The 26,007-nt window shown below is 35.9% G+C and carries 22 protein-coding genes and 2 riboswitches; of the genes, 16 read left to right on the top strand and 6 right to left on the bottom strand.

Annotation, left to right across the window (positions count from 1 at the left end; all coding sequences use genetic code 11):
• Positions 1-61: 61 nt before the first annotated feature.
• Positions 62-153, top strand: a riboswitch (TPP riboswitch).
• Positions 154-191: 38 nt separating this feature from the next.
• From thiB to K7G93_RS04695, 9 genes are all read left to right on the top strand, one after another.
• A complete protein-coding gene (thiB, locus tag K7G93_RS04735; protein WP_226690615.1) occupies positions 192-1,196 on the top strand; it encodes a thiamine ABC transporter substrate binding subunit in 1,005 nt (334 codons plus the stop codon).
• 10 nt (positions 1,197-1,206) lie between these two features.
• On the top strand, positions 1,207-2,817 hold the full coding sequence (gene thiP / locus K7G93_RS04730; protein WP_226690616.1) for a thiamine/thiamine pyrophosphate ABC transporter permease ThiP: 1,611 nt from the start codon (positions 1,207-1,209) through the stop codon (positions 2,815-2,817).
• On the top strand, positions 2,810-3,466 hold the full coding sequence (gene thiQ, locus K7G93_RS04725) for a thiamine ABC transporter ATP-binding protein (protein WP_226690617.1): 657 nt from the start codon (positions 2,810-2,812) through the stop codon (positions 3,464-3,466). The genes thiP and thiQ overlap by 8 nt, the downstream gene beginning before the upstream one ends.
• 45 nt (positions 3,467-3,511) lie before the next feature.
• The gene (gene bioB, locus K7G93_RS04720; protein WP_049213963.1) at positions 3,512-4,525 is read left to right on the top strand and encodes a biotin synthase BioB; all 1,014 of its coding nucleotides are present in this window, start codon (positions 3,512-3,514) and stop codon (positions 4,523-4,525) included.
• A 243-nt stretch (positions 4,526-4,768) separates the two neighbouring features.
• Positions 4,769-7,033, top strand: coding sequence for a TonB-dependent hemoglobin/transferrin/lactoferrin family receptor (locus K7G93_RS04715; protein WP_226690618.1), 2,265 nt, complete (start codon positions 4,769-4,771; stop codon positions 7,031-7,033).
• Between the two features lie 74 nt (positions 7,034-7,107).
• Positions 7,108-8,457: a phospholipase gene (locus K7G93_RS04710; protein WP_226690619.1), complete on the top strand. Its 1,350-nt coding sequence runs from the start codon at positions 7,108-7,110 to the stop codon at positions 8,455-8,457.
• Positions 8,458-8,466: 9 nt separating this feature from the next.
• Entirely contained in the window at positions 8,467-9,255 is a 789-nt protein-coding gene (locus K7G93_RS04705; RefSeq protein WP_160531010.1) for a heme/hemin ABC transporter substrate-binding protein, read from the top strand.
• Between the two features lie 26 nt (positions 9,256-9,281).
• Entirely contained in the window at positions 9,282-10,223 is a 942-nt protein-coding gene (locus K7G93_RS04700) for a FecCD family ABC transporter permease (RefSeq protein WP_160531009.1), read from the top strand.
• Positions 10,224-10,239: 16 nt separating this feature from the next.
• On the top strand, positions 10,240-10,977 hold the full coding sequence (locus tag K7G93_RS04695) for an ABC transporter ATP-binding protein (RefSeq protein WP_049213968.1): 738 nt from the start codon (positions 10,240-10,242) through the stop codon (positions 10,975-10,977).
• A gap of 80 nt (positions 10,978-11,057) precedes the next feature.
• On the opposite strand, the gene nagE is transcribed toward K7G93_RS04695, so the two are convergent.
• A complete protein-coding gene (gene nagE, locus K7G93_RS04690) occupies positions 11,058-12,518 on the bottom strand; it encodes an N-acetylglucosamine-specific PTS transporter subunit IIBC (protein ID WP_049213969.1) in 1,461 nt (486 codons plus the stop codon).
• Between the two features lie 307 nt (positions 12,519-12,825).
• On the opposite strand from nagE, the gene nagB reads away from it, so the two are divergent.
• Positions 12,826-13,629 (top strand): glucosamine-6-phosphate deaminase, encoded by an 804-nt coding sequence (nagB, locus tag K7G93_RS04685; protein ID WP_223668318.1) that lies wholly within the window; start codon positions 12,826-12,828, stop codon positions 13,627-13,629.
• Between the two features lie 11 nt (positions 13,630-13,640).
• Positions 13,641-14,777, top strand: a complete 1,137-nt coding sequence (nagA, locus tag K7G93_RS04680; RefSeq protein ID WP_226690620.1) for an N-acetylglucosamine-6-phosphate deacetylase — start codon at positions 13,641-13,643, stop codon at positions 14,775-14,777.
• 79 nt (positions 14,778-14,856) lie between these two features.
• Here nagA and purU read toward each other — a convergent pair whose 3' ends face one another.
• Positions 14,857-15,693, bottom strand: coding sequence for a formyltetrahydrofolate deformylase (purU, locus tag K7G93_RS04675; protein WP_049213972.1), 837 nt, complete (start codon positions 15,691-15,693; stop codon positions 14,857-14,859).
• Positions 15,694-15,770: 77 nt separating this feature from the next.
• Positions 15,771-16,175, bottom strand: coding sequence for an H-NS family histone-like protein (locus K7G93_RS04670; protein ID WP_049213973.1), 405 nt, complete (start codon positions 16,173-16,175; stop codon positions 15,771-15,773).
• Between the two features lie 212 nt (positions 16,176-16,387).
• Positions 16,388-16,562, top strand: a riboswitch (Lysine riboswitch).
• 92 nt (positions 16,563-16,654) lie between these two features.
• On the opposite strand from K7G93_RS04670, the gene K7G93_RS04665 reads away from it, so the two are divergent.
• The 4 genes from K7G93_RS04665 to cra all read left to right on the top strand — a co-directional run bounded on the left by K7G93_RS04665 (position 16,655) and on the right by cra (position 21,918).
• Positions 16,655-18,178 (top strand): Na+/H+ antiporter NhaC family protein, encoded by a 1,524-nt coding sequence (locus K7G93_RS04665; protein WP_226690621.1) that lies wholly within the window; start codon positions 16,655-16,657, stop codon positions 18,176-18,178.
• Between the two features lie 299 nt (positions 18,179-18,477).
• The gene (locus K7G93_RS04660; RefSeq protein WP_226690622.1) at positions 18,478-20,202 is read left to right on the top strand and encodes an acetolactate synthase 3 large subunit; all 1,725 of its coding nucleotides are present in this window, start codon (positions 18,478-18,480) and stop codon (positions 20,200-20,202) included.
• Complete coding sequence (gene ilvN, locus K7G93_RS04655; protein ID WP_049213976.1) at positions 20,195-20,686, top strand: acetolactate synthase small subunit; 492 nt, start codon at positions 20,195-20,197, stop codon at positions 20,684-20,686. Before K7G93_RS04660 ends, ilvN begins: the two co-directional genes overlap by 8 nt.
• Positions 20,687-20,928: 242 nt before the next feature.
• Positions 20,929-21,918, top strand: a complete 990-nt coding sequence (cra, locus tag K7G93_RS04650) for a catabolite repressor/activator (RefSeq protein ID WP_228400508.1) — start codon at positions 20,929-20,931, stop codon at positions 21,916-21,918.
• Here cra and K7G93_RS04645 read toward each other — a convergent pair.
• On the bottom strand, positions 21,915-22,628 hold the full coding sequence (locus K7G93_RS04645; RefSeq protein WP_226690623.1) for a SanA/YdcF family protein: 714 nt from the start codon (positions 22,626-22,628) through the stop codon (positions 21,915-21,917). The two genes, cra and K7G93_RS04645, sit on opposite strands and share 4 nt — an antisense overlap.
• A gap of 151 nt (positions 22,629-22,779) precedes the next feature.
• On the opposite strand from K7G93_RS04645, the gene metX reads away from it, so the two are divergent.
• On the top strand, positions 22,780-23,865 hold the full coding sequence (gene metX / locus K7G93_RS04640; protein WP_191134671.1) for a homoserine O-acetyltransferase MetX: 1,086 nt from the start codon (positions 22,780-22,782) through the stop codon (positions 23,863-23,865).
• A gap of 49 nt (positions 23,866-23,914) precedes the next feature.
• Here metX and folK read toward each other — a convergent pair whose 3' ends face one another.
• Both folK and pcnB read right to left on the bottom strand, forming a co-directional pair.
• On the bottom strand, positions 23,915-24,400 hold the full coding sequence (folK, locus tag K7G93_RS04635) for a 2-amino-4-hydroxy-6-hydroxymethyldihydropteridine diphosphokinase (RefSeq protein WP_049213980.1): 486 nt from the start codon (positions 24,398-24,400) through the stop codon (positions 23,915-23,917).
• A gap of 20 nt (positions 24,401-24,420) precedes the next feature.
• A complete protein-coding gene (pcnB, locus tag K7G93_RS04630) occupies positions 24,421-25,923 on the bottom strand; it encodes a polynucleotide adenylyltransferase PcnB (RefSeq protein ID WP_223668314.1) in 1,503 nt (500 codons plus the stop codon).
• Between the last annotated feature and the right edge of the window lie 84 nt (positions 25,924-26,007).

Below are 26,007 nucleotides of genomic sequence, written 5' to 3'. Positions count from 1 at the left end.
GCAGTTTTTTATATTGTAGAAAATAAATCTTGTTCTTTTTCTACGAAATATTATAGACTTATTCACCTAGTCGGGGTGCTGATAATAAGCTGAGATAATACCCGTGAACCTGATGCAGTTAATACTGACGTAGGAAACTAACAGTCATTATTGCTGTGTACTTTTTTGCTGATATCACAAGAGAGGACACAATGTCTAAATTAAAAATATCTTTTCTATTCACCGCACTTTCTGCTTTTTCTGCCACTGTATTTGCACAAAGCCAAACAGTGAATGTGTATACTTATGATTCTTTTACTTCAGAATGGGGAGCAGGTCCAAAAATCGAACTTGCTTTTGAAAAAGTTTATCCACAATGCCAAGTGAATTTCACTGCACTGAGTGATTCTGGTACCATGTTTAACCGATTACGTTTAGAAGGCAAAAAAACAAAAGCAGATGTGGTTGTTGGTTTAGATAATTATGCATTAGAAGAAGCTGAAAAGAGCGGTTTATTTGAAAAAAATAATATCGACCTATCTCAACTTTCCTTACCAATAGAATGGAAAAATCAAACATTTCTCCCTTATGATTTTGGACAATTTGCCTTTATTTATGACAAAACCAAAGTCTCAAATCCACCGAAAAGTTTAAAGGAATTAGTTGAGCGGCAAGATTTGAAAGTAATCTATCAAGATCCTCGTACTAGCAGCGTTGGACGCGGTTTGTTAATTTGGATGAATAGCGTGTATCCACAAAATGAAATAGAAAATGCGTGGAAATTGTTAGCAAAACATACGGTTACTGTGGGTAAAGGTTGGTCTGATACTTATGGCGCATTCTTGAAAAATGAAGCGGATTTAGTAGTGAGCTATAGTACATCGCCATTATATCACTTAGTATTTGAGCAGAAAGATCAGTATGCGGCGACTGAATTTGCCGAAGGTGGGGTCTTACAAATCGAAACAGCTGCGAAAGTGGTTGATCGTAATAATGCTTGTGCCGATCATTTTTTAGGCTTCTTACTGCAGCCAGAAGCGCAACAACATTTAGTTACAAGTAATGTGATGCTATCTGTAATAAATGGCAAAATTGAGCCGCACTTTGATGCCTTAAAAGAAAAACAATTAAAAACGAGGGTGTTAGATACTCGTAAAGTAAATGCAGAGCAGCTTAAAAACTGGATTGCTGTTTGGCAAGCAGCTTTGACGAAGTAATGCCTTTGTTATGCCTATGCGTTTTTTCCATCAGAATTTCCGCCCAACACATTATGTGGGCGGAATTTTTGTCATTACCTTTCTCTTGCTATTTTGTGGTAGTGCGTTATTTTCGCTTTTTTCTGTACAAGGGAATTACAGTTGGCAGGCGTTAATTCATGATCAGTATTTACATCACGTGTTAGCTTTTAGCTTGTGGCAAGCTTTTTTATCTGCAGTTTTATCCGTCTTATTCGGTTTTCTTGTTGCACGTGCTTTTTTTTATCAACATTTCAATGGCAAGCGGTTTATTCTTAAGCTCTTTTCGTTAACATTTGTTTTACCATCTTTAGTCGCTATTTTTGGATTACTCGGTGTGTATGGTGGCTCAGGCTGGCTAGCTAAGTTTAGCATCTTTTTAGGGAGTGATTGGACTCCCAATATTTATGGTTTAACGGGCATCTTAATCGCACATTTGTTCTTTAATATTCCGTTAGCTTGTAAAATGTTCTTGCAATGTTTACAAAGTATCCCAGTTCAACAACGCCAGTTAGCTGCTCAGCTGAATTTACGTGGTTGGCAATTTATCCGTTTGATTGAACTCCCTTATTTGCGCCAACAATTTTTTTCAGCATTTATGTTAATTTTTATGCTTTGCTTCACTAGCTTTGCAATAGTCTTAACATTAGGTGGTGGACCCAAATACACAACATTAGAAGTAGCAATCTATCAGGCTATTTTATTTGAATTTGATTTAGCTAAAGCGGCCTTATTTGCGCTATTACAATGTGTGATTTGCTTTATGTTATTTATCTTTAGTAGTTTATGGGGAAATGCCTCAACAGTAGCATTACATAGCAAAAATCATTGGCAAGATAAACAGTCAAGTGCGGTACAAATTTGGCAGGGTTGCTTAATTGTCGTCGTGACTGGATTTGTATTATTGCCATTATTTAACACTGCGGTTTCTGCTTTTTTTTCGGGTAAGTTTTTTAGTTTATGGGCTAGTGAACAACTTTGGCGTGCATTAGGTTACTCTTTTCTGATTGCACCTACTGCTGCATTGTTAGCTGTTTTGATGTCAGTCATATTATTACTCTTAGTAAGACGTTTGACTTGGTTACATTATCATCTATTCGCACAAAGTCTTCTGAATATTGGTACGATGATTTTGGCTATTCCAACACTTGTTCTAGCCATTGGCTTATTTATGTTATTACGTGAGATTGATTTTTCCACCATACACCTGTTTGCTATTGTGGTATGTTGTAATGCATTGATGGCAATGCCTTTTGTATTGCGTATTCTAGCCGTACCAATGCAGAACAACATGTTGTATTACGAAAAATTATGTGAGTCTTTGAATATTCAAGGTTGGCAACGTTTTAAATTAATTGAGTGGCAGGCGTTACGTGCGCCAATGCAGTATGCGTTTGCATTAGCTTGTACATTATCTTTAGGTGATTTTACGGCGATTGCGTTGTTTGGTAGCCAAGATTTTACCTCATTACCACATTTGCTTTATCAGCAACTTGGTCATTATCGTAGTCAAGAGGCATCAGTGACAGCTTTTATTTTATTATTACTATGCTTGTTGATCTTTGTGGTGATTGAACGACAAAAGGAAGAGACTAATGATTAAATTAGAACAAGTTCGTTTTGAATATAAAAATGTAGATTTTCTGTTTGATTTGTCTATTCCAGTACACCAAAAAGTCGTAATTGTGGGAGCAAGTGGTTCAGGTAAAAGCACTTTACTGAATTTATTAGCGGGCTTTGAGTTTGCCACACAAGGTATTATTTGGTTGAATAATGAAAATCACACACAAAGCCAGCCCCATCAACGCCCTGTATCCATGCTATTTCAAGAAAATAATTTATTTATGCATTTAACAGTGGCACAAAATATCGCTTTAGGATTAAAACCCAGTTTAAAATTGAGTACACTTGAAAACCAGCAAGTAGAACAAGTGGCAAGTGCCGTTGGCTTAGGGAAATTATTAGCGCAATCGCCAAAAAATTTATCGGGTGGACAAAAACAGCGTGTCGCATTAGCGCGTTGTTTATTGCGTGATAAACCGATTTTATTATTAGATGAGCCTTTTTCAGCCTTAGATCCCGAATTACGTGCAGAAATGCTGCACTTAATTTTAACACTATGCGATGATAAAAAATTAACCTTGTTGATGGTGACACATCAATTAAGTGAAGTTCGAGATAAAGTTGATCGTATTATTCAAATTAAAAATGGTAGGAGCAGTGATTTATCACTTTTAGATTCGTCGGTTTAATGGAAAATAGACCGTACTTTCACGGTATAAAAACGGAAAACAACTATGACAATGACAACATCTTTTCAAGTTAGAACCCTCACACCTCACCCATCTCTCGAGTATTGGTCGGTTTGTAAAGTCGAAGCATTATTTGAAACGCCTTTCTTGGATTTAGTCTATCGTGCTGCACAAGTGCATCGTGAAAACTTTAATCCAAAAGCTATTCAGCTGTCTACCTTAATGTCAATTAAAACAGGCGGTTGTCCAGAGGATTGTGGCTACTGTCCACAGTCTGCTCGTTATCAAACAGGCGTACAAAATCAACAATTATTAGAGATTGATGAAATTGTTGAGAAAGCAAAAATTGCGAAAGCACGTGGAGCAGGGCGTTTTTGTATGGGGGCTGCGTGGCGTGGTCCAAAACCAAAAGATGTGGCAAAAATTACTGAAATCATTAAGGCAGTAAAAGCATTAGGTTTAGAAACCTGTGGGACATTTGGTTTGTTACAAGACGGCATGGCAGAAGATTTAAAAGCTGCGGGGTTAGATTACTACAACCATAATTTAGATACTGCGCCAGAGCATTATCATAATGTGATTGGTACACGTCAGTTTGATGATCGTATTAACACTTTAGGTAAAGTTCGCAAAGCAGGCTTAAAAGTATGCTGCGGTGGGATTGTTGGGATGAATGAAACACGCAAAGAACGTGCAGGTTTAATTGCAAGCCTTGCCAACTTAGACCCACAGCCTGAATCTGTGCCAATAAATCAATTAGTCAAAGTCGAAGGTACACCATTAGCTGAAGCAGCAGAATTAGATTGGACAGAATTTGTGAGAACTATTGCTGTTGCACGGATTACGATGCCGAAAAGCTATGTGCGCTTATCAGCAGGGCGCCAAGGGATGTCTGAAGAAATGCAAGCGATGTGTTTTATGGCTGGTGCGAATTCTATTTTCTATGGTGATAAGTTATTAGTAACGGGGAATCCAGAGGAAGATGGTGATCAATTATTAATGGCTAAATTGGATCTGGAACCAGAAACAGAAGAAAATCGCTATCGTTCAGAAACATGATTAAGCTAAGGCTTATTTGAACTAAATAAGATTATTACACTTAAAATCTACACTTTATTTATCTAGAAAATAAAAAAGTGTAGATTTTTTTATATTTAAAACAAAATGTCCAGAGAATAATAAGAGATTGGAGCAGTTCATTTTAAAAACAAATCTATGGCGTATTTCGTTCAAAATACATACTTTTAATATATAATGATAATTGTTATCATTTAGTTAAATAAAAGTATGGATATGTTAATTATGCAAATCAAACCACGTTATATCGCGCAATTTGTTTCTCTTACATTGACAGGAGCTGCATTTGCACAATCACCTCAACCTGTTGAACTCATGCCTATTATTGTGTCATCACAAACAGCGGATAGTACTTATGTCACGCATACGCAATCTACGGTTACTCAAGAACAATTAAAACGGACTGGGGCGCAAAATATTGAAGATATTGTTAAATATGATCCTAGTGTGGATGTTGATACTGACAATATGCGTATGGGACATAATGGATATAATATTCGTGGGATTCGTCATCAACGAATTCAAATGAATATTGATGGTATACCTTTAGCTGAGCCTTTTGAGGATGCTGGTCCACGTGTAGGTCGTAATATTTCTGCAAAACTTGGCGTGGATGTGGTTGAGCCTGAAACTTTACGCCAAGTGGATATCGATAAATCAGGTAATTCTGCCTTGTATGGTAATGGTGCATTAGGGGGCAGTATTAATATGATGACTTACAATCCAAGTGATTTTGTACATACTGATAAGCCATTTCATGCAGGATTAAAGTATGGTTATCGTAGTACTTATAATGCTCATACTAAAACTGCAACATTAGCTGGACATTCTCAGTTTGTTGAGGGCTTATTAATGCTTACTCATCGTGATAGCAAAGAGCTCGAAAACTTTGCAGAAAATGATGTGAATGGTGATAACAAAACGGTCGCAAATGATCAAGTAATAAGAGGGAAAAATGTTTTGGCAAAATTAAACTTTAGCCACAATGTTCATCACATCGAATTCACGTTTGAACACTATGACCGTCGAGTTAATACACAACGTGAAGAATTGTTAAAAACGACTTCACGTCCACTAAGACAGCAAGCACCAAATTCTCCTCCTATTATTAGAACAGATAAAATTTCAACAGCGACTTCTTTAGATAAATTTACTCGTGAACGTATGGGATTCATTTATCGTTATTTACCTGAAAATCACTGGCTAGACGAAATAAATTTCCAAGGTTATTCCCAACGTTTAAAAATTCATGATACGACCTATCAATATTCTGAAAGCTTCGCTTCTAATGGAAATAAATTAAATGAGACAACAAAAAATAATAACCGACTAGCACATACGATCTATGGAGTGAAGTCTGAGTTAAAAACAGATTTTGAAACAGGAACAGTGAGTCATCGTTTATCTAACAGTATTGAGTTTAGACGAGATGAATTAGACCGTGTAAGAGCAGAGGATTATCAAATCCAGTCTAGAAACCCATCAATACAAAATACACAATTTCGTTTATTTCCAAAAACAGTGACTAAAAATTATAGTTTAAGCTTACAGGATCAAATGACTTTTACAAATGATGTGGCGTTAAATATTGCTTTACGCTATCAATACGAAGAACGTCGTTTTAAAGGAAGCCATTTAGACACTACACCAAATCAAGATAAAGCGGCGGTGAATAAAAAATTAACTTATAGCACTTTATCACCAAGCGTACGTTTACATATTCCACTTTCTGAAAATTTAGCATTATTAGCAGGCTATGCTTATGCCAAGAAATTACCGAATCCACAATATATTGGTGTCGGTGCTGAAATGAATATGGGACCTCAAGGAAAATATAAAATTAATCCAAATCCGAATTTAAAACCTGAAGAAGCAAATAGTTTTGATCTTGGTTTGCTTTATAGCACGGATACGTTCAAAGCACGTTTAAATACTTATTATAACCAATACAAAAATTTCCTCAGTCCAGAGCAAGTATTACCACCTTGCCAAGGCTGTTTGAGAGAAGTGTACTATAGCAATAAAGGTAGGGTGAAAACCTATGGTGCTGAGTTGTTTACGGCATGGCAATTTACAAATAATTGGTCATTCACTAATACAGTAGCTTGGATGAAAGGTTATGCCTTAACGCCGAAAAAGCCATTAACTACAGCTCACCCTTTGAATGGTGTTATCGGAGTGGAATACGCGCAAGATACATGGGGTGTTGGTACAAAATTCCGCTGGTCTGATAAAAAACGTAAGGCAGGTACTTATATCGATAAAGGTGTTGAATATTCTTACTTTAAAGCACCTGGCTATGGTGTATGGGATCTAACAGCTTATTATCAACCAGTGAAACAAATTGAAATTCGTGCAGGTGTGTTCAATTTATTTGATAAAAAATATTGGACATTTGGCGATGTTGTTGAGACACCTAACAATAGTATGATTGATCGCTATACTCAACCAGGACGTAATTATGCTGTTAATGTGGAATTAAAATTCTAAACTGAACTGAACGTGCGGTGTATATCTGCCAAATTTTAGCAAAAGCACCGCACTTTTTATGTAAAGAGGAAAAAATGAGTAAGCAATTACTTAAAATCTGTGGGTTATTATTGCTACTGAGTCAAATGGTGCTCGCACAAGGTGAATTTAAACACTTTGAGTATAAAAGTGATGATGGACAAGTCCGTCCTTATATTTTGTATATCCCTAAAAATCTTGAGCAAAGTAAAAAACATCCTTTAATCGTATATTTACATGGTGCAGTGTCTGCTACGACGTTACGTATTAACCCACTAGAGTCCGCACAAAAATCGCCGTTCGTAAAATTAGCAGATGAAGGTGGCTATTATGTTTTATTCCCTTATGGACAAAAAGGCGCTACTTGGTTTGATACTAATGGTGTGAATATGGTGTTAGCTGAAATTAATAAAGTGAAAAAAGATTTTCCGATTAATGAAGATAAAATCTTTTTAAGTGGTTTCTCTGATGGAGGATCAGGAACATTGTATTTTGCAGCTACACAATCTTCATTGTTTGCTGGATTCATTCCGCTAAATGGTTCATTAGCTGTTGCTGCTGCAATTGGTGAGTCCCCTGTGTATTTAGAAAATTTAAATCATAAGCCATTGTATATCGTTAATACGCAATCTGACATGCTTTATCCTGTACGCTTAATGCAGCCAACGATTGATAAAATTAAAGAATATCATACAGATGTGATATTCCGTACTCCCGAAGGTAATCATGATATGAGTTATTTTCCAACGATCTCATCAGAGTTGAGAGCCTTTATTGATACACACCAACGCCATCCTATTGCTGTAATTTCCTTTGAAAGTGCGGACGATTTTTCTAATCAATTTGCTTGGTTGAAGATCACCAAAAGACATTCTGAAGCTATTGCAAAAGAATGGCATACACCTTATCAGCTTAAAATGCGAAATGACAAAGCTTCGTTTGGTATGGTTTTAGATGCTAGTTATAGTGGGAAAGGAATGAGGGTCTCATCTTTTAGTAAAAAAGGCAGTGTAGCAGAAAAAATGGGCGTTCAGATAGGAGACATTATTCTGAAAATGGAAGATATTGAACTCGATCATCGCTATGCGGCGTTTAATTATCTTTCGACAAAAAAAGCTGGGGATGCAACCTCAATGACTGTTGAAAGAAATGGTCAGCAGTTGATATTAAGTGGGCGCTTTCCTGAAGGATATGAATACCAAGTTTTTGCGAAACAACCTGTTTCAGCTAAAGTGAAAGCAAAAATTATCGAGGAACAATTACATATTGATACTTCTCGTGTTGCCGAACTACAAATCGACTTTTCTCAGCTCCCCTTTAATCGACGCTCAATGATCGAATTAAAATTGAATGGAAAGATTCAACAAATAAAACCAGAAAATATACAAACATTTATTATTCAATAGGACTATATTATGAAAAAAATAATTACACTTTGTTTATTATTAGCAATTCAACCATTTGCGTATGGTCAACGTATTGTCGCGTTAACGCCAGATACAGCAGATATTATTGTTGCTTTAGAAAGTGCTGAACAGCTGGTTGGGCGTGATCAGACTAGTATGAATCCTGCAATTAAGCAAGTCGCTAGTATTGGTATTCATCGAAAACTAACTATTGAACCAATTTTAGAAACAAAACCTGATTTAGTATTAGGCTCTTATATGGCGATGCCCGTGACAATTTTTGATAGCTTAAATCAATTAGGGGTTAAAACAGTGAATGTATTACCACGTGATCATATTGAAGAATTTAGCCAAGCTATTCGTGAAGTAGGTAAACTTATCGCTAAATCTGAGCAAGCAGATAAATTAGCCAAGACTTGGGATAACGGGATTCAACCTTTACCACATACTGGAAAACGTTATTTGTTAACTTATGATGGACGTGTTGTTGCAGGGAAAAATACTGCAGCAGATGAATTAATTCGACGTGCAGGTGGTGTAAATGCGGCGGTCGATGTTGAAGGTATTAAGCCGCTTAACCGTGAAGCTTGGTTAGTTGCACAACCTGATATTATTATTGTTGCAGAACATCAAAAAGATGTGATTGGTGGTATCGAGAAACTCCTAGAGCGCCCAGAAATTGCAAATAGTCCTGCAGCTAAGTCAGGTAATATTCATTTCTGGTCAGCAAATGATTATTTACGCTATGGTTTAAATACACCAGAAGTGTTGCAACGTTTACACAAGTTAGCAAAATAAGTTGTGTATAAAGCTGATGTAGTGATATGAAAAAGCGAGCTTTATTTTTAGCCTGTATTGTAACCACCTTGTTTATTTGGCTTTCAATTGGTGTGGGATTTGGTGGTTGGCAGTTACCCAACACGCTTTCTTCAGTCGTCTTTGATATTCGCCTACCTCGAGTGATTAATGCACTAGTAGTAGGTGCGGCATTAGCAGCGGCAGGTGCAGGTTTACAAGCACTTTTTGAAAATCCATTGGCAGATCCTAGCTTAATTGGTACTTCTGGAGGGGCTGCTTTAGGCGTGATCAGTGTTTTAGCCTTTGGAATAACTGGAATAGGCGTTCCCCTTGCCGCCTTTTTGGGGGCATTAGTCGTGTGCTTATTAATTTTATTTGCACATCATTTATTTGGTGGTGGCACACTTGGCTTACTCATTATGGGGTTTATTTTGAGTGCCTTTTGTTCAGCAGTAGTAGGATTAATCCTTTTTTTATCTGATGATTTAGTGTTGCGTAGTGCGACTATTTGGTTGGCTGGTAGTTTATCAGAGGCGGGATTTACACCAATTTATTATCCCCTAGTAGCTATGATCATTGGCTTAATTTGGCTTACGACTTTAGGTCGTCAGCTTGATTGTTTAATGTTAGGCGAAGAAACAGCATATAGTATGGGTGTCTCCGTATCTCATGTACGCTTACAAACAGTGATTGCATCTGCTTTATTAACAGGTGCAGCTGTTTCTTTATCTGGGATTATTGGTTTTTTAGGTATGATGATTCCGAATATTTTGGCAGCAACGATAGGGGGACATCGTCGAAAACTCATTTTGCTCTCAGCTTGGGTTGGCGCAATCTTTTTATTATCTGTTGACAGTACATCACGTCTTATGACTTATCCAGTGGATTTACCAGTAGGCATTGTTATCGCTTTATTAGGTGGACCTTTCTTTTTCTGGGTATTTATCCAATCAACTCGTCGTATATAGCGGAGTGTAATTATTCATGTCGTTTCTTTTTGAATTGCAGCCTTTAGTGATTGAAGTTAATGAGCGAGTTATTTTACAAACAGAACAGTTATCAATTCCAAAAGGAAAACATACTGCAATTATTGGTCCTAATGGTGCTGGAAAATCGACACTACTAAAAGCTCTTTTAGGTTATTTTAATGCACAGGTTACAATGGATGGAAAACCTGTTATTGAACAAATTCGAGCAGGAAAAATGGCTCTAGTGGTTCAAAATGGGCGCTATGGTATACCATTGACAGTGGACGAATATGTGAAACTTGGACAAACGAATCTAACATTTTTTTCTCATCAAAAAGTGAATGAAACTAAATTAACTTTCTTACTCGAACAGTTTGAGTTAAAAGCTTTACGGTATAAACGAGTTAATATGCTATCGGGTGGGGAACAACAACGTGTCAATATTGTACGAGCACTTATGCAAAATGCACCAGTCATTTTATTAGATGAACCTTGTAATCATTTAGATATTAGGCATCAACAAAGTTTAATGCATTTTTTAAAGCAGCATAAATCTGAGTTTAATGTTGTGATGGTATTACATGATTTAGATTTAGCCGCAAGTTATGCAGATCATGTTATTTTAATGCAGCAAGGTAAGATTATTGCACAAGGTGCAGTAGAAGACGTTATGCAAAGTTCACGTTTAAGTGCGGTCTATCGCTGGAGAATTTTGCAAAAACGAGACGAGTGTGGGATGTTTTTTCGTGTATAAGAGCCTATGGTGTTCCTTTCTATATAAAAAAACACACTCGCGATTGAGTGTGTTTTTGGTTAATGATAAAACTATGAATATTAGTTTTTAACTTGTTGTTTGATCGCATCAGCAACTAATTCAGCTTCTGGTCCTAAAATAACCTGTAAACCATTATCACCTAATTTCACATTACCTTTTGATCCAAGTGCTTTTAATTGTTCTTCATTGATTTTGTTACGATCATTTAAAGTCAAGCGTAAACGGGTGATGCAAGCATCAATAGTTTGGAAATTATCTTTACCACCTAATGCAACAATAAAGTTAGCCGCACGTTCTTCGCGAGATGCATCTTTTTTCACTTCAACTGAAACTTCATCTTCTTCACGACCTGGTGTTTTGAGATTAAATGCTTTGATTGCAGCACGGAAGATGACATAGTAAATAACTGCAAAGACAATACCTTGTACTAGTAGCATATACCATTGTGTTGCGAGCGGGTTTTGCGAAGATAGTACCATATCCACGAAGCCCGCACTAAAACCAAAGCCCGCCATCCATTGCATAGATGCTGCAATGAAGACAGATAAACCAGTTAGTAAAGCATGGATAACATAAAGTACTGGTGCCACAAACATAAAGGCAAATTCTAATGGCTCAGTTACACCAGTGAAGAATGAAGCTAATGAAGCAGCAATCATTAATGATGCAACTTGTGCTTTTTTCGCAGGTTTAGCACTATGATAAATTGCTAACGCAGCTGCTGGTAAACCGAACATCATAACAGGGAAGAAACCTGCTTGATACATACCAGTCACGCCAAGCACTGCTGTACCATTGGCAAGTGATTGTGCTCCACCTAAGAAGTTAGGGATATCATTGATACCAGCAACGTTGAACCAGAACACTGAATTTAGAGCATGATGTAAGCCAACAGGAATTAATAAACGGTTTAAGAAACCATAGATCCCTGCACCAGTTGCACCAATATCCGTGATAGATTTACCAAAACCAACTAAACCATTAAAAATGATTGGCCATAAGTACATTAGGATGAAAGAAATAATAATCATGACAACAGAAGTCACAATTGGAACTAAGCGTTTGCCGCTAAAGAACGCTAATGCAGGTGGTAATTCAACTTGATAGAAACGGTTATATAATTCTGCTGAAATAACCCCAACTAAAATACCAATAAATTGGTTATTGATTTTACCAAATGCAGCGGGTACTTGATCTGCTGCAATACCTTGTAATTGCGCGACAGCACCTGGTGAAAGTAAGGTTGTTACAACTAAAAAACCAACTAAACCTGATAATGCTGCTGAGCCATGTTTATCTTTAGACATCCCAAAAGCGACACCCACAGCAAATAAAATTGCCATGTTATCAATAATGGCAGCACCAGATTTGATCAAAAATGCAGCAAGTTGGCTTTCGCCACCCCAGCCATTCGGATCTATCCAGTAACCAATCCCCATTAAAATAGCAGCTGCTGGCAATGCAGCAACAGGAACCATTAATGCCTGCCCAATTCTTTGTAAGTAACTTAGCACACTCATAGGAACTCCTTTTTATTTTTTATTTCAATTTTATTGAGAAATATCGTAAACGTTTTCTCAATTGCTTCTAACTATATGCTGATAATTTTCTATTGCAAATTAAAACTGTTATTTTTGTGATTTTCATCACTAAATCTCTGAGAGAGAAGAGTTTTCATTAGCTATTTAGAATAACTTATTTTATAATGCAAAAAAATAAAAACTCCATATTTTGATAGAAATTGATGGCATTTAATCAATTTTTTTAAGTATAGTAGTTATAATCTTTGTTAATCGTTTATTTTACATACAAAAGAGGTGACAAATTATGCGTTTAATTCCATTACAAAATGCTGACCAAGTAGCAAAATGGTCTGCTCGTTATATTGTCGATCGTATTAATCAATTCAAGCCAACAGAAGAACGTCCATTCGTATTAGGTTTACCGACAGGCGGGACGCCATTAAAAACCTATCAGGAGCTGATTGCTTTAAATAAAGCTGGTAAGGTGAGCTTTAAACATGTGGTGACATTTAATATGGATGAATATGTTGGTTTGCCGAAAGAGCATCCTGAAAGTTATCATTCATTCATGTATAGAAACTTTTTTGATCATATTGATATTCAAGAAAAAAATATCAATATTTTAAATGGTAACACAGATGATCATGATGCAGAATGTCAGCGCTATGAAGATAAGATTAAGTCTTATGGAAAAATTCATTTATTTATGGGAGGTGTTGGAGTTGATGGTCATATTGCTTTTAATGAACCTGCATCTTCTTTATCCTCTCGTACACGTATAAAAACGCTTACAGAAGATACGCTGATTGCGAACTCACGTTTCTTTGATAATGATGTAAACAAGGTGCCAAAATACTCTTTGACCATCGGTGTTGGGACATTGCTAGATGCTGAGGAAGTGATGATTTTGGTAACAGGGTATAATAAAGCACTTGCATTACAAGCCGCAGTAGAAGGGAGCATTAATCACTTATGGACAGTAAGTGCCTTACAAATGCACCGTCGTGCGATTATTGTTTGTGATGAGCCTTCAACACAAGAATTGAAAGTGAAAACAGTAAAATACTTTACTGAATTAGAAGCGCGAGCAATCCATAGCGTAAGATAAGGAGAGTAAGAATGTATGCTTTTGTAAATGCAGTAATCTATACTGCAAAAGAAGTACTTTATGGTCAAGCCGTTGTTGTCGATGGCGATAAAATTAGCGCGATTATGCCTGTTGAACAATTGCCAGCAGATATGAAAACAATCGATTTACAAGGTAATAATCTGACAGCTGGTTTTATTGATTTACAGTTAAATGGCTGTGGTGGCGTGATGTTTAATGAAGATATTAGCGTTAAAACTTTAGAAATCATGCAAGAAACTAACTTAAAATCGGGTACAACAAGTTATCTACCAACTTTTATTACTTCACCTGATGAAGGAATGAAGGAAGCCGTTAAAGTAATGCGTGAATATTTGTCTAAATATCAAAATCAAGCATTGGGATTACACTTTGAAGGTCCTTATTTGAGTGTAGAGAAAAAAGGTGTTCATCGTGAAGAATATATTCGAGCTATTAGCCCTGAAATGAAAGCGTTTTTATGTGAAAATGCAGATGTCATTACGAAAATAACCCTTGCAGCAGAAAATCCAACCGCTCAATATATTCCTGAGTTTGTAGATAAAGGTATTATTATTTCTTTAGGACATTCAAATGCTACTTATGAGGTCGCTAAACAGGCAATTGAAAAAGGGGCAAGCTTTGCTACGCATTTACATAATGCTATGTCGCCAATCAGCTCAGGACGCGCTATGGGTGTGGTTGGTGCAGTATTAGATTCAGATATTTATACAGGTATCATCATTGATGGTTTACATGTTGATTATGGTAATATCCGAATTGATAAAAAAGTAAAAGGTAATAAGCTTTGTATTGTTACAGATGCAACAGCAGCAGCTGGAGCTGATATCGAATCCTTTGTTTTTGTTGGTAAAACTGTTTATGTCCGTGATGGTAAGTGTTATGACGAAAATGGTACTTTAGGTGGTGCCGCAATAACAATGATTGAATCTGTGAAAAATGCAGTACAAGAAGTGGGTATTCCACTAGATGAGACATTGCGTATGTGTAACTATTATCCCGCTAAGGCAATTAAAGTTGATGAGTACCTCGGCTCAATTGAAGTTGGAAAAGTTGCTAATTTAACCGCATTTACACATGATTTTAAAGTATTAGGTACTGCGGTAAATGGTGAATGGAAAGCCCATTAAACTATGAGTTTACTTTAGAAAAATAGCGTGATAATTATCACGCTATTTTTTTCAAAAGTGGCTAAAAACAGACCGCTCTTTATAACACAATGGTTTTATTCTTATAAACAAAGATTCTGTCATGTAAAGCAAGATCTAAGGCTCGACTTAACACTGTTTTTTCAACATCTCGTCCAGCACGCATCATAGCTTCCGCATTATAGGTATGATCAACATTGATTACATTTTGCATAATGATTGGACCTTGATCTAACTCATTATTGATAAAATGTGCTGTTGCACCGATGATTTTTACTCCACGCTCATAAGCTTGGTGATAAGGTTTAGCACCAATAAATGCGGGTAAGAAAGAATGATGAATATTAATGACTCGATTTGGGTAACGCTCGACAAATTGAGGATTGAGTACGCGCATGTATTTTGCTAATACGATGTAATCTGGGGCATATTCATCGATTTTGTCTGCTAAACGTTGATCATGTTCAATACGAGTCAGATTCTCATGGCTAATATAATGGAATGGGATATCAAAACGCTCCACTAATGTTTTTAATGTATCATGATTACCAATGACTGCGGCAATTTCAACATCTAAACCGCCATAATAATTTTTCATAAGAATATCGCCGAGACAATGTGCTTCTTTAGTAACTAAAATAACAACACGTTTACGTGTAGCACTAATCAAGCGACAATTTGTCCCTTCTGGCAGGCTAAATTTCAGATCTGCTAATAAAGTCGCTTCATTAAAAATACCTTGTAACTCAGTACGCATAAAAAAATGCTTTGTTTCAAAATCAACAAATTCATTATTATGAATAATATTAAGTTGATGTTTATAACAAATATTTGTTATTTTTGCGATTAAACCTTTATCGTCTGGACAGTCAGTTAATAATATTTTATTTTCAATCATAATATAATATTTTTTATTTAGATTATATAAAAGTAAAACCCATTAAATTAATGGGTTTCACGATGAGGTAAATAGAATTAAATTTCAAATGAACTCAGAGATTTACCTGCATCTAATGCTTTTTGAATTATTTTAGGTGTTCTACCTTGACCAGTCCAAGTTTTAACTTCACCATTTTCATCTATATATTGATATTTTGCTGGGCGAGGTTCTCTTTTTTTACGTTGAACAGGGGACTCTTGACCGAGTAACATTGCTAATTCTTTAGCTGTAATTCCTTCTTGCTTTAATGATTCCTTCAATTTTGCAATTCTTGCTTGGCGCTCTGCCGCCTCACGTTCAGCTTTTTTTTCTGCTTCACGTTTTTCTTCAACGACAAGAGAGAACTTTTCTAAAGCAATTTCAAGTTGTTCTAAAGGTGTTTCTCGAGCTAAAACACGTAAACTACGAATATTCGTTAAAGCTTTTAATAAATCACTCATATTTGTTCCTCTATATCATTTCAAAGTAGATTATATAAAAAAATAATCAAACTTGAATTATCATATAGCAAATATTATAAGAGGTAAATGTTATTTTTGTAGAATATTTAAAAGTTAATATTTTTTAGTTATTAAAAATGTAAATTAAGTTAAAAATATTCTTGTTATTCTATTGGCAAGTAGAATTTTTTATTGTAGTCTTATTTCCATCCTACGTATGTAGAGGAGCGATCACTATAAGTATTTTTTCTGAGTGGATAACGATGAGGAAAAAGGAAAGGAGTGACTGCCGAAATCAATTAAGAGTCATTTTAATTGGTTGGTGGCGTATTCGAAAGGAACGTCATTGTCATAGTCTTTTTTAAACTATGGAGCGCTACTGGTTAGGTTAGGTCTTAATTATTTTTTACCTGCCTTATTTAGATCATTTCTATTATTTACTCAGTGGTTATTCCTTCATTATTATAAGGTAGAAACTTATGGAACTTATCGATTATTCGACCTCTGTTTGGGCTGTTGTGCCGCCAATTCTGGCGCTTTTACTTGCAATTGTCACTCGTAGAGTGATTTTATCATTAAGCATCGGTATTCTTGTTGGTTCATTGATGCTTGCAGATTTTAATTTAGTTAATGCATTTAGTTATTTAAAAAATAATGTTATTTCATTGGCATATAATGATGAAGGATTAAATACAAATAATATTAATATTGTATTATTTTTATTTTTACTTGGGGTATTAACCGCACTATTAACTGTTTCTGGGAGTAATCGTGCTTTTGCAGAATGGGCACAAAAACGAATTAAAGATAGACGTGGTGCAAAATTGCTTGCAGCTTCTTTAGTATTCGTTACGTTTATTGATGATTATTTTCACAGTTTAGCTGTAGGAGCAATTGCGAGTCCTGTAACTGATAAATTTAAGGTATCTCGAGCAAAATTAGCTTATATCCTTGACTCAACTGCAGCACCAATGTGTGTATTAATGCCAGTATCAAGTTGGGGGGCGTATATTATTACACTAATCGCTGGATTACTTGCGACCTATTCTATTACAGAATATTCACCAATAGGTGCATTTATGACGATGAGTGCAATGAATTTTTATGCTATTTTTTCTATTTTGATGGTATTTTTTGTTTCATATTATTCTTTTGATATTGGTTCAATGGTTCGTCACGAAAGAACCGCATTAGAACGTCATATTGAAATCGAAGAAGAGCAGACAGGTGTACAAGGGCATGTTCGCAACTTAATTTTACCTATTGCAGTGTTGATTTTAGCCACAGTTGGTATGATGATGTACACGGGAAATGAAGCACTTGCACAGGATGGTAAACCATTTGATATTCTGGGCGCGTTTGAGAATACAACAGTTGGCGTTTCTTTAGTCGTTGGTGGTGTTAGTGCAGTATTGATTTCGACGATTTGTATTGTATTAGATCGTCAAGTCAGTATTAATGAGTATGGCAAAGCGTGGATTGTTGGGATTAAATCGATGTTAGGGGCTGTGCTCATTTTATTATTTGCTTGGACCATTAATAATGTTGTAGGTGATATGAAAACGGGCGTGTATTTATCATCGCTAGTTTCTGATAGCTTGCCGATTGCAGTATTACCAGCTTTATTATTTGTGCTGACAGCAGTAATGGCATTTTCAACAGGTACAAGTTGGGGCACATTTGGTATTATGCTACCGATTGCTGCAGCTATTGCTGCAAATTCGGCACCAGAATTAATGTTACCATGCTTATCAGCTGTTATGGCTGGGGCGGTATGTGGGGATCATTGTTCACCAATATCAGACACGACAATTTTGTCTTCTACAGGTGCAAAGTGTAACCACATTGATCATGTTACAACACAATTTCCTTATGCTATGTTGATTGCAATATCTTCAATTGTAGGTTATTTAGTACTTGGTTTTACTCAATCTGGTATACTTGGTTTTGTGGCTACTGGTGGTGTATTGGTGGTGTTAGGGGTTATTTTTAAACGAAATTAAAATGTGATCTATATCACAAATAATGTAAAAAATACTGTTTTAACTTATTTTATAAAATGCGGCAAGTTGCCGCATTTTTTATTTAAATTTTTATATTTGTTTTATTAAGTTCTTATTTTTTTGATTTTTTTAGAATTTAATTCTTTTTTACTCTTTTTTTATCTTTATTTTTCATCAAAAAATGATAGACAAAAATGATACTTTTCAGTAAAACATATCTCAGATTAATTTTTAACATGATTGCAACAACATTATACAAAATCACATATAAATCAGTGCGGTTAATTTGAGAGGTGAAAATGAAAAAATTATCGGGCGCAGAAATGGTTGTACAGTCCTTAAGAGATGAGGGAGTTGAGTTTTTATTTGGTTATCCTGGTGGCTCAGTCTTAGATATTTATGATGCAATTCATACATTAGGGGGCATTGAGCATATTCTCGTTCGCCATGAACAAGCAGCTGTACATATGGCGGATGGTTATGCAAGAGCAACAGGAAAAGTAGGATGTGTTTTAGTCACATCGGGTCCTGGGGCAACGAACACGATTACTGGGATTGCGACGGCTTATATGGACTCTATTCCAATGGTAATACTTTCAGGACAAGTTATGTCTGGTCTGATCGGTAGTGATGCTTTTCAAGAATGTGATATGGTGGGCATTTCACGTCCAGTCGTTAAACATAGTTTTTTAGTCAAGTCTGCCGAAGAGATTCCAGAGACAATTAAGAAAGCATTTTATATTGCCTCAACTGGGCGACCTGGTCCAGTCGTGATTGATTTGCCAAAAGATGTAGTGAATCCAGCAAATAAATTTATTTATCGTTATCCAGAAAAGATTGAATTACGTTCTTATAATCCCACAACTCAAGGACACAAAGGGCAAATTAAGCGAGCGTTAAAAGCATTATTAGTGGCTAAAAAGCCAGTATTATTTATTGGTGGAGGGGTTGTGACAGCCAATTGTAGTGAGCCGTTAACGAAGTTTGCTCAAACCTTGAACTTACCTGTTACCTCTTCTTTGATGGGATTGGGCGCTTATCCTAGTTCGGATAAGCAATTTTTAGGTATGTTAGGTATGCATGGTACTTATGAAGCAAATAATGCAATGCACCATAGTGATTTAATCTTAGGGATTGGTGTTCGTTTTGATGACCGTACGACGAATAATTTAGCAAAATATTGCCCAAATGCGAAAGTGGTACATATTGATATCGATCCTACATCAATTTCAAAAAATGTATTTGCTACCATTCCAATTGTGGGTAGTGCAGAAAATGTTTTAGCTGAATTTCTATCTTTATTAGAGGATGAGAATTTATTGAAATCGCAAGCATCATTAGAAGAATGGTGGCGAGAAATTGAAGCTTGGAAAGCAAGAAGATGTTTATCATTTGATCGAGATAGCCAAGTTATTAAGCCTCAACAAGTAATGGAAATGGTTCATCGCTTAACCAATGGTGAGGCTTATGTGGCATCAGATGTAGGACAACATCAAATGTTTGCTGCATTACATTATCCATTCAATAAGCCTCGCCGTTGGATTAATTCTGGTGGGTTAGGCACAATGGGGTTTGGTTTGCCTGCTGCGTTAGGGGTGAAATTAGCTTATCCTGATGCGACAGTGATATGTGTGACTGGGGATGGAAGTATCCAAATGAATATTCAGGAGTTATCAACTGCACAGCAATATGAAATTCCCATTGTGATCATCAGTTTAAATAATCGTTTCTTAGGTATGGTGAAACAATGGCAAGATTTAATTTATTCAGGACGTCATTCGCAATCGTATATGAATTCGTTACCTGATTTTGTCAAATTAGCAGAAGCTTATGGACATGTGGGTATCCAAATTAATACGCCTGATGAGCTAGAACAAAAATTAACCCAAGCATTTTCTATGAAAGACAAACTCGTTTTTGTTGATATTAATGTTGATGCGACTGAGCATGTTTACCCAATGCAAGTACGCGGCGGTGCAATGAATGAAATGATTTTAACTAAACCGGAGAATACTCATGCGTAGAATTTTATCTGTCTTACTAGAAAATGAATCAGGTGCATTATCACGTGTTGTTGGGTTATTTTCACAACGTGCTTTTAATATTGAAAGTTTAACTGTTGCCCCAACTGATGATCCTACTTTATCTCGAATGACGATTGAAGCTTATGGTGATGAACAAATACTTGAACAAATTGAAAAGCAACTGCATAAACTTGTTGATGTGTTTAAAGTAATCAATTTGAGTGATTGTGAACATGTCGAACGAGAGGTCCTTTTGATTAAAGTGAGAGCACAAGGGAATTCTCGTGATGAATTAAAACGTCTAGCTGATATTTATCGTGGGCAGATTGTTGATGTGACAACCAAATCTTATACGATCCAATTAACAGGTACAAAAGATAAGCTAGATGCTTTTATTACAGCAGTTAAAGAAGAAACGACTATTATTGAGGTTGTTCGTTCTGGCTTGATTAGCCTTTCTCGCGGTGAAAAAAATTGTTTATAACATAATAGAGGCTTGGAAATGATTGAAAGTGCGGTCAACTTTTCAAGAATTTGGCTGAATTTCTTATTTTGAGAGCGAGATCAAATATTATGTATTTGTATTTTGTTATTTTAAAAAATTAAATATATAATTTTATCCACATACAAATTTTTACGTAAATTTACAAAAAATAGTTGTGTTAGTTATTATTGACTTTTTATTAGATAAAAAGAACTTGAAAAGCATAACGTGTTTTTTAAGGAGTGAAAGTGAAATTAGAGGAACTCGCCAAACTAGCAGGTGTTTCACGCACAACAGCCAGTTATGTAGTAAATGGAAAGGCTAAACATTATCGTGTCAGTGATAAGACAATTGAAAAAGTTGAAGAACTGATAAAAAAATATGATTTTAAGCCTAATGCTATGGCAGCAGGGTTACGCGCAGGTAAAAGCCATACGATTGGTTTAATTGTACCAGATTTTGAAAATGCCAGTTATGCTAAAATTGCTAGCCGTTTAGAGGCTGGATTTCGTGAGAAAGGCTACCAGCTTTTAATTGCTTGTTCTAATGATAATCCAGATCATGAGATTAAGTGTGCAAAGCATTTGTTTCAACGTCAAATAGATGCACTTATTGTTTCAACGGCATTACCTTGTGATACCGATTTTTATCAGCGTTTTGCAAATGTGCCTGTTGTTGGCTTTGACCGCCGTTTAAATATGAATGAAATGATGTTATTAACTGATGACGAAGGCGACTCTTATCGTTTAGCTCAACGTTTGCTTAAAACCCATTCAGATAAAAGAATATTATTTTTAAGTGCATTACCTGAGTTCTCAGTCAGTTATAAGCGAGAGTCTGGCTTTCGTAATGCACTAAACCAACAAAACATAGACGTCGATTACCTTTATGCAAAGCAATTTCATAAGCTAGCAAGTGCAGAGGTATTTACTGACTGGTTAGATAAAAATGCTTTACCCGAAGCAATTTTTGTGACTTCTTTAACGTTATTACAAGGTGTTTTTCAGGCGTTAATTAAACGTTATAACAGTATTCCTAAAGAACTTGTTATTGCGACTTTTGGTCATCATGAAATGCTAGATGTATTGGAAAATAAAGTGATTTGTTGTGTACAGAATCACGAGAAAATAGCGCAGTCTTTGTTAAGTCTTGTGATTCATAAAATGAAAGCAAAGAATATCAAACAACCACAGGAAGTGATAGTACGAGAGCTGCTGGAGTCGCGTACTTAAATCAAATGGTTGCTGAGTTCAAGCTCAGCAATCGGTACACTTGCTGGTGGAGGGAGTGGTTCTGGTGTGCCAAGAAAGTGGGGTTCTTTTTCCATTAGCAAATCCAGTATGGCGAGTATTCGTGCGAAAAATTCACGAAAGCGGACAAAATAATGCCCGTGAGGGTATTCAGCAACAAAACAAATTGCATCAATATCATAGTATTTAGCGATAAATAAAGCTCGTTCACAATGAAATTTTTGCGTAATAATCGTGAATGAATGTGCTTTAAAGACCTGCTCTGCACGTATTACTGAATCTAATGTACGAAATCCTGCGAAATCCATATACATAAATTCTTGTGGTATTCCCATTTTACGCAAATCTTTAAACATACTACGGGGTTCATTATATTGACTCGTACGATTGTCTCCACTCAATAATAAATAATCAATTTTACGTGTAGCAAATACTTCATAAGCTGCCAGTAGTCTATTGTGGTAGAAAAGATTCAACGTATTTTTATCAAAATATTTGGAAGTACCGAGTACGACACCATAAGGACGGTAAGGTAGTTCATTGACATCAGTATAAATATGTTGTCGAACATAAAAGCTAATTGCTTGATCGATTAGGATTAATAGCACAATAAAAGATGACACACCAATAAGTAAGTAGCGAACTAATCGCTTTAAGTATTGAGGAGAGAAAAACGTAAAAATGGATGTCATGTTAAAGCTATCATTACTGTTTTGAAACCAGTCTTCACCATAATGAAAAAACAGTTGAAGTGCAAGCTGAATTTTAGTAGATTTGTACGTAAAGACGTTTAGATGTCTATTTTTTTTTGGAAAATGAAGATAATGAAATATGGGCAGTAAGATGGCAGTAAAGAAAGTAACATTGTTTACAGAAAAAGGATTTGCTTTGAGTTTAGGCGGTAAGTTGAAATATGTTGATGTCGCATACCAAACTTATGGTGTACTAAATGCTGATAAAAGTAATGCTGTATTAATTTGTCATGCCTTAACTGGTGATGCACAACCGTATTTTACAGAAAATAGTCAACAAGGTTGGTGGCAAAGTTTTATGGGGGATGGATTGGCGTTAGATACCTCTCGCTATTTTTTCATTTGCTCTAATGTCTTAGGTGGCTGTCAAGGCACAACAGGTCCATCGTCGATTAACCCTGATACAAATAAACCCTATGGGAGTCAATTTCCTAATGTGATTGTACAAGATATGGTAAGACTACAAAAAGCTTTATTAGATTATCTTGAGATTCCGCATTTACATGCTGTTGTCGGAGGCTCTTTTGGTGGTATGCAAGCAACACAATGGGCTATTGATTACCCCAATTTTGTGGATAATGTCCTCAATTTATGCTCATCATTGTTATTCAGTGCAGAGGCGATTGGCTTTAATCATGTTATGCGTCAAGCAGTAATTAATGATCCTCATTTTAATAATGGCGATTATTATGGATATCAACCACCAGAACAAGGATTAGCCATAGCTCGTATGTTGGGAATGCTCACTTATAGAACTGATCTGCAATTAACTAAGGCTTTTGGGCGAGCAATAAAATCAGAAGCCCAATTTTGGGGAGATTATTTTCAGGTTGAGTCTTATCTAAGCTATCAAGGAAAAAAATTCTTAGGGCGCTTTGATGCAAATAGCTATCTTCATTTATTAAGGGCATTAGATTTATATGATCCTAGTTGGCACTATGAGAATATGTCGGCAGCATTATCAAGAATCACAGCACGCTACACGCTAGTAGCTATTGAAAATGATCAGTTGTTTAAATTAGCTGAATTACATAAGAGTAAGACACTATTAGAACAGAGCGGCGTTAATTTGAATTATTATCAGTTTGCTTCTGATTATGGCCATGATGCGTTCTTAGTTGATTATACTTTATTTGAAAGTAAGATTCGTGATGGTTTAGCAGGTGATCCTCTTTAGTTTTTTCAAATAATCAATCAAGTAATAAGTTGCTTAGTGGTTTAAATTGTCATTTTAAGTTGACAATAGTCATTTGATGTTCTCTGAATTGTTGTACAAGATCAGTAAGTCTGATTTTATTTGGCAATACTAATGTTGGTGCAATTTCAAAAAGAGGGACAATCACAAACTCTCGATTGTGCATATCATAATGTGGAATTGTTAAACGTTCTGTCTGTATGATCTCATTATCATAAAGTAAAATATCAAGATCCAACGTTCTTTCTCCCCAACGACGTAAGCGTATACGCCCTTGCGTATTTTCAATTTGTTGTAGGTGGTCAAGCAATGTAAATGCAGGAAGGTCAGTTTGTAAATAGGCTACAGCATTAACATAATCAGGCTGATCTTGTGGTCCAAGAGGTTTACTTTGATAGAAAGAACTGGATTTAATGAGTACAGTATGAGGTAGCTGATTAAGTGCTTTTAATGCCGTATTGAGTTGTGCAATTGGCGTACTTAAATTGCTACCTAATGCAATATAGACAGGCTTCATTATGCTACCTCTTACTTCTCTTATTGTAATGGTCTTGGTTTACGACGTTTTCTAGAACGATAGTATTTTTTCTTTGGTTTTGGATGCAAACGTTGTTGCTCCTGCACCAATAAATCACGTTGTTCTATGTTACTAAACTGATATTCATGCCACCAAGTCGCAAGTTCAATAGCCTCACTACCTTCAATTTCAGCTCGCATGGCAAGTAAATCAAATGCTGCACGAAATTTAGGATGTTCCATTGTTCGTATTGGGTTCTGCCCTGTACGCTTCAGCAATTGTAACTGTAGGAACCAGATATCACGAATAACGGATGTGTGTCTACGTGGTGCAGCAAGCGCGATGCAAAAAGCATCCAGAATCTCATTACTTGCGAGTGCGTAAGCATCATGATTATTCAATCCACCTTCATTTTTCAGTATTTCTACTTTTTCACGTAGGGGATACCAAAAAAATGCAGCAAATAAGAAAGCAGGGTTAATCCGTAATTTATCAGCAACACGCTCATCTGTTGAAGTGAGTGCTTTTAAAATCATGCGTTCAGTAAAATTATCTCCTTTCGCGGTAAAATAAGGCATTAATGTAGGAAATAATTGTTCAAATAAATGATATTCACGCAATAATTGATAAGTTTTTACTCCATGACCTGTTTGTAATAATTTTAAGCTTTCATCAAATAAACGGGCTGGTGGAATGTTTTTAAGTAAATGAGCCAACTGTCGGATTGGCTGTTCACTGGGGGTTTCTAAAAACATATCCAGTTTAGCCATGAAGCGAATTGCACGTAGCATACGCACAGGATCTTCTTGATAGCGTATAGCAGGATCACCAATTAAACGTAATTTACCTGCCTTCAGATCTTCAATACCATTAAAATAATCACGTAGAGTATTGTCTTGAGGATTATAGTATAAAGCATTGACAGTAAAATCACGACGCTGAGCATCTTGTTCTAGCGTGCCATAAACATTATCGCGTAATAACATACCTTGCTCACTTTGTTTGGCATGATTTTCGTTACGGCTTTCAGTATGATTTGCTCGGAATGTAGCAACTTCAATAACATCTCGTCCAAACATAATGTGTGCAAGACGAAAACGGCGACCCACTAATCGGCATTGACGTTGAAAAATTGTTTGGATTTGTTCTGGGCGAGCATTTGTCACAACGTCAAAATCTTTAGGATGTTTACCCAATAATAAATCTCTTAAACATCCACCAACAATATAAGCTTCAAATCCTTGACGGTGTAGTTTTTCTACGACAGTTAATGCATTACGACTAATCATACGTGGAGTAATACCATGTAGAGAAGCTTTGATTACATGTTTATCGTAATAATAAGAAGTTTTAGAGGGTTTGGGAGGTTGCGTATCGTGCTGAATAACAGTGCTAGAACCTTCTTCTACCTTTGTTATTGTTGCGCTTGAATGAATTGCATCTGTTTTTTCTCGTTCGACTAAATAGGCTTTTGTTTTTTTATTAAACAGATTTTTGATGTACTTTAAAATAATAGACCTCATCCAGAGTATTTTACTTTCTAGTCAAAAGTGCGGTAAAAATCACCGCACTTTAAATTAAATCTTCTTTTATTTGAAGTTAAAATT

This window comes from Pasteurella canis (genome assembly GCF_020810675.1).
Lineage (GTDB): Bacteria > Pseudomonadota > Gammaproteobacteria > Enterobacterales > Pasteurellaceae > Pasteurella > Pasteurella canis.
Note: the sequence above shows the minus strand (reverse complement) of the source record. Positions and strands in the feature narration are given on the sequence as shown.